This window comes from Flavobacterium flevense, from assembly GCF_900142775.1.
Lineage (GTDB): Bacteria > Bacteroidota > Bacteroidia > Flavobacteriales > Flavobacteriaceae > Flavobacterium > Flavobacterium flevense.
The window spans coordinates 1-9,607 of sequence record NZ_FRCC01000022.1 but is presented as its reverse complement, the minus strand read 5'-3'; the positions used below and the strand labels follow the sequence as shown (position 1 = coordinate 9,607).

Sequence of the window (9,607 nt, the reverse complement as noted above, 5' to 3'; positions counted from 1 at the left end):
TGGTCAATTTGAATTGGAAAGTGGTGGTCAGTTTGCTCCGGAACTGGTGGTCAATTTACATTGGAAAGTGGTGGTCAATTTGACCGGTTTTTCCACAATAGTGAAAAACTTCTATTTTGTTATTTTCTCAATTTTCTCCATCAACATTTGAAACCGTTCTTCTCTAATTAGCGGATGGATGTGCATAGCTAAAATTTCGTTTGCTTGAGGGTGGTTTTTAATGGCTGTAAGTTCTTGCTTGATGTATTGTTTCAAACCGGCTTCACTCGCTAGTATTTCTTCGACTATGGTTGTTCTGTTGTCAATTAGATAGATGATGTCTTCGTAGTCGTGGCTTCCGTAAAAGTCATTTTGTCCCCGGTCTTTAAATGCTTCTAATTTGGTAGCCAAGAAATAAGGAGAGGGTAATACGTTTATCTTAATTCCTTCTGGTAATTCTATTTGTTGGAGGTATTTGAATCCAGGTTTGTACCATTTATTTGATATTCCAATACTACTGTCGTCAGCAGGCATAATGTCTATTGCAATATTTTCAAACTGATAAGAACAGATGGATTGTCCTTGAGGATCCGGATAGAAATTAAGTTCAGCTAATCGTTCCTGCATTTGTGTCCATTCATAATAATTAGCTAAATTAATGGTCATGTCTATATCAGAAGTAGGACGAATTTCTTCTGCAGCTGGGTCATCAGTATATAAACTAATTACTGCTCCTCCAATGAAGACCATTTTATCATTTAATTCCTTTAAACCTTTCGCCACTTGAGCTACTAATGCCAGATTGATTATTTTATTATGCATTTAGTATTCTTTTTTCTAATTCTCGTTTTGCCATTTCTTTTTCTCTTACTCTTCCCACTCTAATGGCATCCACTAAAGTTAATAATTCATATAAATCCTTATCGTTTAATGAAGCTGCTACGAGAGTAGGGTATAAAGGTTCTATTGCCTGTCCACGGTCTAATCCTTTTGCATACGGCCAAACATATTTATCAGTTGCTTGAATGATTTTATTTAAAGGTTCCGCTGAATGAGCTGTTAAAATTCCTCTGACTAATGCTCCTGGTTGTTGCGGAAAAGCATAGCCTACACCATGAATTAAAAATTCATTAAAGGCAATTTTGTTTACTTTTTTTCTGGCATCATCAATTAGTCCTGCATATTTGGAGCGATTTAAAGACTGGCTTACTTCCGATTGACTCATGCCTAATTCCTGAGCAATAGTATGATGAAACCAAGATTTTTCACCTAGGGCAATTATTTTTAACAAAATTACAATGTCTTGCGGTTTGAGATTATTTTTTGCTTGTGCCATTCTGATATTTCATATTGCGATATGCAATATTAGCTATAAATTTCATAATAAACAATCTTTTGCTGTGTAATATTGCATATTGCGATTTGCAATATGTGAAATATTTGCATGCTCAAATTGAGTTTTTTTATTATCAAAAAGTAAATTATCACGTCTTCTTCTGCCAAATAACTCCACTTAAGGACAACTCATTAATAGGTTCCTATTTCCATAAGACATTTGCTCCAAAATCTTGCAATGAGCAGGAATGTCTAACAAATTAATTCATTTTAATCATGGAAAAACAAAAAAAGAAAGTTTTGCTGATGGCTATGTCCATGCTGTCAGCTTTTAGTGTGATGGCACAGGGAAACGGTGCTGCAGGAATCAATGAGGCGACTCAAATGGTAACCTCTTATTTTGATCCTGCCACACAGCTTATCTACGCCATCGGAGCAGTAGTTGGTCTTATCGGAGGAGTCAAAGTGTACAACAAATTCAGTAGCGGTGATCCCGATACCAGTAAGACCGCAGCGAGCTGGTTTGGAGCCTGTATCTTCCTGATTGTATCAGCTACAATTTTACGCTCCTTCTTCCTTTAATCTTTTGGCTGATGAGTACTTACAACATCAACAAAGGCATAGGGAGGACGGTAGAATTTAAGGGTTTGAAAGCACAATACCTTTTCATTTTCGCTGGTGGATTGCTTGGGATTCTTATTCTGGTAATGATTTTGTACATGGTCGGAGTCAATTCCTTTATCTGTCTGTTTACTGGAACAGGAGGAAGCTCTCTAATTGTGTGGCAGACTTTCTCCTTGAACAAAAAGTATGGCGAACACGGCTTAGTGAAAATAAGTGCTCATAAACGGCATCCTCATTACATCATTTGCCGAAAGGCTATCCACCGTTATTTCAAGTTTAAAACAAAAACCAAGTACGCATGAGGAATAAATCAAAAGCGACTACATTGGAAAGTAAGTTTCCATTGTTAGCGGTAGAAAATAATTGCATTATATCAAAGGATGCGGATATCACCGCTTGTTTTCGGGTGGAACTTCCAGAGCTTTTCACGGTTGCTTCCGCGGAATATGAAGCTATTCATTCCGCCTGGTATAAGGCTATCAAGACTTTACCTGATTATACGGTGATACACAAGCAGGATTGGTATATCAAGGAAAATTATGCTCCAGATATTGCTCAGGAAGATTTAAGTTTTTTAGCAAAATCCTACCAACAACATTTTAATGAGCGTCCGTTTCTGAATCACTATTGCTATTTATTTCTAACCAAAACGACGAAAGAGCGAATGCGAATGCAGAGCAATTTCTCTTCGCTTTGCAAAGGGGTCCTTATTCCAAAAGAAATAAGAGATAAAGAGACCATCCATCGTTTTATGGAAGCAGTAACGCAATTTGAACGAATAGTAAATGACAGTGGTCTTGTCAAACTGGACCGATTAAGTGAAGAGGACATTGTTGGAACAGATGACAAACAAGGAATATTGGAACAATACCTGACACTTTCAAGGGAATCAGAAGCGCCAATGCAAGACATTGCTTTGGGAGCAGAAGAAGTTCGGATTGGAAACAAAAGACTTTGCCTCCATACCTTGTCAGATACGGATAATTTACCGGGAACAGTTTCGGCAGATACTCGTTATGAAAAACTGTCCACCGACAGAAGTGCTTGTCTTTTATCTTTTGCTGCTCCAGTAGGATTGCTGTTAAGCTGTAATCACATCTACAACCAGTATCTTTTTCTGGATAACAGTGAAGACAACCTGCGTAAGTTTGAGAAATCAGCAAGAAACATGCACTCATTGGCACGTTACAGCAGAGCGAACCAAATCAATAAGGAATGGATAGAACGCTATTTGAACGAAGCACATTCTTTTGGACTTTCTTCTATTCGGGCTCATTTTAATGTAATGGCTTGGTCGGAAGATTCTGCTGAACTAAAACAATTAAAGAATGATACAGGTAGTGCCTTGGCACTGATGGAATGCAAGCCTAGGCACAATACTACAGATGTAGCCACGCTTTACTGGGCAGGAATGCCAGGGAATGCAGGAGATTTTCCGAGTGAGGAAAGCTTTTATACCTTCATAGAACCCGCTCTGTGTTTTTTTACAGAGGAAACCAACTATCAAAGTTCGCCATCACCTTTTGGGATTAAGATGGCTGACCGGCTTACAGGGAAACCTATTCATTTGGATATCTCCGATTTGCCAATGAAGCGTGGAATTATCACAAATAGGAACAAGTTCATACTCGGACCTTCAGGTTCAGGAAAGTCGTTTTTTACCAATCACATGGTCAGACAATATTATGAACAAGGTGCTCATGTGCTATTGGTGGATACAGGGAATTCTTATCAGGGATTGTGCGAACTCATCAAAGGAAAAACGAAAGGGGAGGACGGAGTTTATTTCACTTATACAGAAGACAATCCAATAGCCTTTAACCCTTTCTATACCGATGATGGTGTTTTCGACATAGAGAAAAGAGAAAGTATCAAAACGTTGATATTAACCTTATGGAAACGTGACGACGAACCACCAACCCGTTCTGAAGAAGTGGCATTGTCTAATGCCGTGAGTGGTTACATCGAACGGATTAAACAAGAGGATGAATCTCCTTCTTTCAATGGATTTTATGAATACGTGAAGGTTGATTACAGAAAGGTATTGGAAGAAAAGCAGGTGCGGGAAAAAGACTTTGACCTTGCCAACTTTCTCAACGTATTAGAACCCTATTACAAAGGAGGTGAATACGATTATCTACTGAATTCGGATAAGCAACTCGACTTGCTTTCCAAACGATTTATTGTATTTGAAATTGATGCTATTAAGGATCATAAAATTCTGTTTCCAATTGTAACCATCATTATCATGGAGGTTTTTATCAATAAAATGCGTCGTTTGAAAGGAGTGCGGAAGCTAATCTTAATTGAAGAAGCCTGGAAAGCTATTGCCAAAGAAGGAATGGCCGAGTACATCAAATATCTTTTTAAAACAGTAAGGAAGTTTTTTGGAGAAGCCATAGTAGTTACCCAGGAAGTGGATGACATTATCCAGTCACCCATTGTCAAGGAAAGTATCATCAATAATTCGGATTGTAAAATACTGCTGGATCAGCGTAAATACATGAACAAATTTGATGATATACAAGCCATGCTAGGTCTCACTGAAAAAGAAAAAGCACAAATACTTTCCATCAACATGAATAACGATCCCAGACGATTATACAAAGAAGTTTGGATAGGGTTGGGAGGGACACATTCGGCAGTATATGCCACAGAAGTGAGTTTGGAGGAGTATTTGGCTTACACCACAGAAGAAACCGAAAAGTTGGAAGTAATGCGTCTTGCCGGAGAACTCGATGGAAATGTAGAACAGGCTATCAAACGGATAGTCCTTCAGAAAAAAGAAAACAAATAATAATCATTTTAAAAATTAAAAAACAATGAAAAAGTTAATGTTCATGGTGTGTACAGCGTTGCTATTTGCTGTCATACCGTCTGCTAAGGCACAATGGGTGGTAACAGATCCTTCTAATTTGTCTCAGAGTATTGTCAATACAGCGAGACAGATTGTACAGACTTCTTCCACAGCGACCAATATGATTAACAACTTTAAGGAAGTACAAAAAGTGTACAATCAGGGAAAAGAATATTATGACAAGCTAAAGGCTGTAAATAATCTGGTAAAAGATGCCCGAAAAGTACAACAGACCGTACTACTTGTAGGGGATGTTTCTGAGATTTATGTAAAGAATTTTGGCAAAATGATGAACGATCCTAATTTCAATGCTCAAGAGCTATCTGCAATTGCTAATGGATACTCCGTCTTATTGAATGAGAGTGTATCACTTCTGAAAGAGCTTAAACAAATTGTAAATGCTTCCAGTTTGTCCTTGAATGACAAAGAGCGTATGGATATTATTGACGGTGTTTATAAGGAAGTAAAAGAGTACCACAATCTTGTTCGTTACTTCACAAACAAAAATATTTCTGTCAGCTATCTCAGAGCTAAAAAAGCCAATAATAGTAAAAAAGTATTGGATCTTTATGGAACTGCTGACCAAAAATATTGGTAATCATGGAATTTAGTAACCTTCATGAAGTATTACGCTCGCTCTATGATGAGATGATACCACTATCAGCTGATATGGCGGCAGTGGCTAAAAGTCTGGCGGGATTGGGAGCTTTATTTTATGTAGCATTAAAGGTATGGCAGGCACTTAGCAGTACAGAACCAATAGATGTTTATCCGCTACTCAGACCTTTTGCTTTGGGACTTTGTATTATGTTTTTTCCAACTATGGTGTTAGGTACTCTCAATGCAGTATTGAGTCCTGTGGTAAAAGGAACACATAGTATCTTAGAAAATCAAGTTTTGGATTTGAATGCCTTGCAACAGCAAAAAGGCCAACTGGAAAGGGAAGCAATGCTTCGCAACCCTGAAACTGCTTATCTGGTTTCGGATAAAGAGTTCGATAAAAAACTTGATGAACTGGGTTGGTCACCTTCAGATTTAGTTACCATGTCTGGAATGTACATGGAAAGAGAAATGTACGGAGTCAAAAAGGAAATTCGTGATGGTTTTCGGGAGTTTTTGGAAATACTGTTTCAGGCTGCTGCGCTGGTCATTGATACGATACGGACTTTCTTCCTGATAGTCTTGTCCATATTAGGACCGATAGCTTTTGCCATTTCAGTATGGGATGGATTTCAGTCCACACTAACCCAATGGTTAACCCGATACATCAGTGTGTATCTCTGGTTGCCTGTTGCTGATCTTTTTAGTGCGATGTTGTCCAAGATACAATCCTTAATACTTCAGAAGGATATCGAGAGTTTGTCAGATCCCAATTTCATTCCTGATTCATCCAATACGGTGTACATCATTTTTATGATCATTGGAATCATTGGATATTTCACTATTCCTACTGTAACGGGTTGGATAATTCAGGCTGGGGGAGCAGGTAATTTTATGCGAAATGTAAACCAAACCACCACAAAAACAGGAAATATCGTAGGGGCTGGTACAGGAGCAGTCGTAGGTAACATAGGAGGTAGGTTATTGAAATAATAATATTAATCATCAGTAAAATGGAATTTAGAACATTAAGAAATATTGAAAACAGTTTCAAGCAAATCAGACTTTATGCTATTGTATTTGCATTAGTATGTATTGCAGTAACAGGATATGCCGTATGGCAATCTTACCGTTTTGCAGAGTTGCAACGGCAAAAGATATATGTTTTGGACAATGGTAAATCCCTAATGTTGGCTCTTGCACAGGATGCTTCCATCAATAGACCCGTTGAAGCTCGTGAGCATATACGCCGTTTCCATGAACTTTTCTTTACCCTGGCACCAGACAAAAGTGCTATCGAAAACAATATGAAAAGAGCATTCAATCTCGCAGATAAAAGCGCTTTTGATTATTACAAAGACCTGTCTGAAAAAGGATATTACAATCGTATTATTTCAGGGAATGTGCAACAGCGTATTGAAGTAGATAGTGTGGTGTGCAACTTCGATAACTATCCCTATGCTGTAAGAACTTATTCTAAGCAGTTTATTATTAGATCCAGTAATGTAACCAAGCGTAATCTAGTCACATCATGCTACCTAGTGAATTCAGTTCGTTCGGATAACAATCCACAAGGCTTCAACATAGAAAAGTTCAATGTAATAGCCAATAACGATATCGAAATTATTGAACGTTAAAAACAGCTAAGATGAAAAAACTAAGAGTAAGCATGGATACTTGGTTTAATAAGTTAGATATGCAATGGCGAGCACTTCCTGTGCAGCAACAGTACAAGTACCTCTTGTATTGTTTCCTAGGTTATCTGATTCTTACTATAGCTATTATTCTAAAGGTTTGGTATGATACAGGAGAAACCAATCATAGTCTGGCTATCGAGCATATTGAAAATCCTGTTATTAAAAAGAAAGAATCCGCTATATCGATGCAGGATTCATTGTTAAAAATCATAAAAAAATAAAAGATATGAAAGAGAATGAAAACAAAAAGAATATGGTCTTTGTTATGGATGGTAGTTTAAAAGAAACTCCAGATGTACTTCAAGAAAGTACAGAGAACAAAGTTGAAAAACGGAAAAAGCCAATAATTTTTGGGCTGATGGGTATTGTATTTCTGGGATGTATGTATTTGATATTTAAACCATCCGAGAACAGTAAAAAGGCAGAAGATATTGGTCTCAATGATTCAGTCCCTCAGGCTACTGATAACGGTTTGCAGAATGATAAGCAAAAAGCCTATGAAGAGGCAATATTGGAGCAGACGAATCTGGAAAAACAAAATTCACTACTATCTCTTTCTGATTACTGGAAAGAAGACGATATAGATAGTACAACTCCAGTTCTTTTGGAAGATGAGAATGAAGTATCTAATGATATAGGAAGAAACACGAATCCCTCCTTAGACAGTTATCGCAATGCGCAGAATACCTTAGGTAATTTTTATCAGAGTGATAATTCCGAAACATTGCAATTGCGAAAACAACTGGATGAACTAAAAGAACAACTGGCTAAAAAGAATGAGACACCCATTGATCCTATGGAAAGCCAATTGGAATTGATGGAGAAATCCTATCAGATGGCTGCGAAATATCTTCCAACAAATACGGTTTCAGGGAAACAGCCACAAGGAGCAACCACAGCTGTTTCAGGTTCATCGAACCAAAAAGAATCTTTTGTTGCATTTGTTCCTGCCTATAAGAATGTGGTTTCTTCTTTACAGCGAGTACTCCCTGATAGTACGTTTATAGTTAATTGGAGTGAAAATCACAACCGTGGATTTTATACTGTAGGGAAAATGGAAGAGCAAATACAGCCCAAAAATAGTATCCGTGCTGTTGTTCAACAAACACAGTTGGTAATTGAAGAAAGTAGTGTTCGTTTACGTTTATTAGAATCAGCCAAAATAGGAAATCATATTATTCCTCAAGGGACAGTATTGACTGCAAATTCAAAATTCCAACAAGGACGTGTCCAAATGAAAATTACTTCGATAGAACAGCAAGGCGATATTATTCCAGTTGACATTATAGTGTATGGACTGGATGGGCAAGAAGGTTTGTTTGTACCTTATTCTCCCGAAATGAGTGCTTTCAAAGAAATGGCTGCTAATATGGGACAGACTTCAGGAAGCAGTATTATGATGACAAATTCTGCCGGACAACAAATAGCAGGAGATTTGAGCCGTGGACTTGTACAGGGCGTTTCTGGATATTTTTCTAAAAAAATGAGAACTCCAAAAGTAACACTGAAAGCAGGACATCAAGTATTTCTTGTTTCTAAAAAATAAATATTCAACTCTTTAAACTTTATACATTATGAAAACAACAATGAAAAATATACTAATAGTATTGGTCTTAGTAGTAGGTTATGCGATGCCATTTCAGGCACAACAGACTGTTCACAATATCGCAAAGTTGGATTTGGGAAAAATTGAACCCTACTGGATAGAAGTAACTTACAGTAAAACTTCGCACTTGATATTTCCTGCTGCTATCCGCTACGTGGATTTGGGAAGTGATTATTTGGTTGCAGCCAAAGCGGAAGATGCAGAAAATGTATTACGAGTAAAGGCAGCTGTTCGCGATTTTGATGAAGAAACTAATTTTTCTGTAATTACCGAAGATGGACGTTTTTATAATTTCAATGTGCTTTTCAACTCTTTTCCAGTTACTCTGAATTACAATCTTTTGGAAATGCAAAAGGGGATAAGTAGGGAGAATGGTAATGATGTTCTTTTTGAGGAATTAGGAAAAAATGCTCCATCATTAGTAGGTGAGTTGATGGAAACGATTTATAAAACAGACAAACAACTCATAAAAAATATTGAGACTAAGAGTTTTGGAATTCAATTTTTATTAAAAGGAATCTATATCCACAACAATAAATTCTATTTCCATACCGAGGTTCGTAATCTTACCAATGTGCCGTTCCGAATTGATTTTATTGATTTCAAAGTAGTCGATAAAAAGCTCGCTAAACGTACTGTGATACAAGAAAGGACGATAACTCCTTTACGAATATACAAGCAGTTAGACGAAATTTCAGGTAATACTGTAGAGCGAAATGTATTTCTGTTGGATCTATTTACTATCGCCAATGATAAAGTACTCCTTATAGAAATTTTCGAAAAAAATGGTGGCAGACATCAGCAATTAGAAATAGAAAATTCTGATTTGGTTAAAGCAAAGCTTATCAAGGATATGAAGTTAAAGATTAATTGATTTTAATAAAAAACATAAAAAGGGGCAGTTTCACC

At 37.1% G+C, this 9,607-nt stretch carries 11 protein-coding genes; 9 read left to right on the top strand and 2 right to left on the bottom strand.

Annotation, left to right across the window (positions count from 1 at the left end):
* Positions 1 to 111: 111 nt before the first annotated feature.
* A complete protein-coding gene (locus tag BUB89_RS17640) occupies positions 112 to 801 on the bottom strand; it encodes a nucleotidyl transferase AbiEii/AbiGii toxin family protein (RefSeq protein WP_073247529.1) in 690 nt (229 codons plus the stop codon).
* Positions 794 to 1,315 (bottom strand): hypothetical protein, encoded by a 522-nt coding sequence (locus tag BUB89_RS17635; RefSeq protein ID WP_073247528.1) that lies wholly within the window; start codon positions 1,313 to 1,315, stop codon positions 794 to 796. The genes BUB89_RS17640 and BUB89_RS17635 overlap by 8 nt, the downstream gene beginning before the upstream one ends.
* Before the next feature lie 275 nt (positions 1,316 to 1,590).
* On the opposite strand from BUB89_RS17635, the gene BUB89_RS17630 reads away from it, so the two are divergent.
* The 9 genes from BUB89_RS17630 to traN are packed head-to-tail and all read left to right on the top strand — an operon-like array spanning position 1,591 to position 9,572.
* On the top strand, positions 1,591 to 1,896 hold the full coding sequence (locus tag BUB89_RS17630; RefSeq protein ID WP_026713463.1) for a DUF4134 domain-containing protein: 306 nt from the start codon (positions 1,591 to 1,593) through the stop codon (positions 1,894 to 1,896).
* A gap of 11 nt (positions 1,897 to 1,907) precedes the next feature.
* On the top strand, positions 1,908 to 2,240 hold the full coding sequence (locus BUB89_RS17625; RefSeq protein ID WP_073247527.1) for a DUF4133 domain-containing protein: 333 nt from the start codon (positions 1,908 to 1,910) through the stop codon (positions 2,238 to 2,240).
* Positions 2,237 to 4,735: a TraG family conjugative transposon ATPase gene (locus BUB89_RS17620; RefSeq protein ID WP_073247526.1), complete on the top strand. Its 2,499-nt coding sequence runs from the start codon at positions 2,237 to 2,239 to the stop codon at positions 4,733 to 4,735. The genes BUB89_RS17625 and BUB89_RS17620 overlap by 4 nt, the downstream gene beginning before the upstream one ends.
* 25 nt (positions 4,736 to 4,760) lie before the next feature.
* On the top strand, positions 4,761 to 5,393 hold the full coding sequence (locus BUB89_RS17615; RefSeq protein ID WP_073247525.1) for a DUF4141 domain-containing protein: 633 nt from the start codon (positions 4,761 to 4,763) through the stop codon (positions 5,391 to 5,393).
* Positions 5,394 to 5,395: 2 nt separating this feature from the next.
* Positions 5,396 to 6,388, top strand: a complete 993-nt coding sequence (traJ, locus tag BUB89_RS17610; RefSeq protein ID WP_073247524.1) for a conjugative transposon protein TraJ — start codon at positions 5,396 to 5,398, stop codon at positions 6,386 to 6,388.
* 20 nt (positions 6,389 to 6,408) lie between these two features.
* The gene (gene traK, locus BUB89_RS17605; protein ID WP_073247523.1) at positions 6,409 to 7,032 is read left to right on the top strand and encodes a conjugative transposon protein TraK; all 624 of its coding nucleotides are present in this window, start codon (positions 6,409 to 6,411) and stop codon (positions 7,030 to 7,032) included.
* A 32-nt stretch (positions 7,033 to 7,064) separates the two neighbouring features.
* Positions 7,065 to 7,313: a nitrogen regulatory IIA protein gene (locus BUB89_RS17600; RefSeq protein ID WP_234982693.1), complete on the top strand. Its 249-nt coding sequence runs from the start codon at positions 7,065 to 7,067 to the stop codon at positions 7,311 to 7,313.
* Positions 7,314 to 7,318: 5 nt separating this feature from the next.
* Positions 7,319 to 8,638 carry a conjugative transposon protein TraM gene (traM, locus tag BUB89_RS17595; RefSeq protein ID WP_073247521.1) on the top strand — a complete coding sequence of 440 codons (1,320 nt, stop codon included), beginning with the start codon at positions 7,319 to 7,321 and terminating at the stop codon, positions 8,636 to 8,638.
* A 40-nt stretch (positions 8,639 to 8,678) separates the two neighbouring features.
* A complete protein-coding gene (traN, locus tag BUB89_RS17590; protein WP_234982692.1) occupies positions 8,679 to 9,572 on the top strand; it encodes a conjugative transposon protein TraN in 894 nt (297 codons plus the stop codon).
* The last annotated feature ends 35 nt before the right edge of the window (positions 9,573 to 9,607 follow it).

Excerpts from the sequence above, each read along its gene's own strand:
- BUB89_RS17640 (WP_073247529.1), bottom strand. The coding sequence starts at position 801 with ATGCATAATAAAATAATCAATCTGGCATTAGTAGCTCAAGTGGCGAAA.
- BUB89_RS17635 (WP_073247528.1), bottom strand. The coding sequence starts at position 1,315 with ATGGCACAAGCAAAAAATAATCTCAAACCGCAAGACATTGTAATTTTG.
- BUB89_RS17630 (WP_026713463.1), top strand. The coding sequence starts at position 1,591 with ATGGAAAAACAAAAAAAGAAAGTTTTGCTGATGGCTATGTCCATGCTG.
- BUB89_RS17625 (WP_073247527.1), top strand. The coding sequence starts at position 1,908 with ATGAGTACTTACAACATCAACAAAGGCATAGGGAGGACGGTAGAATTT.
- BUB89_RS17620 (WP_073247526.1), top strand. The coding sequence starts at position 2,237 with ATGAGGAATAAATCAAAAGCGACTACATTGGAAAGTAAGTTTCCATTG.
- BUB89_RS17615 (WP_073247525.1), top strand. The coding sequence starts at position 4,761 with ATGAAAAAGTTAATGTTCATGGTGTGTACAGCGTTGCTATTTGCTGTC.
- traJ (WP_073247524.1), top strand. The coding sequence starts at position 5,396 with ATGGAATTTAGTAACCTTCATGAAGTATTACGCTCGCTCTATGATGAG.
- traK (WP_073247523.1), top strand. The coding sequence starts at position 6,409 with ATGGAATTTAGAACATTAAGAAATATTGAAAACAGTTTCAAGCAAATC.
- BUB89_RS17600 (WP_234982693.1), top strand. The coding sequence starts at position 7,065 with ATGGATACTTGGTTTAATAAGTTAGATATGCAATGGCGAGCACTTCCT.
- traM (WP_073247521.1), top strand. The coding sequence starts at position 7,319 with ATGAAAGAGAATGAAAACAAAAAGAATATGGTCTTTGTTATGGATGGT.
- traN (WP_234982692.1), top strand. The coding sequence starts at position 8,679 with ATGAAAAATATACTAATAGTATTGGTCTTAGTAGTAGGTTATGCGATG.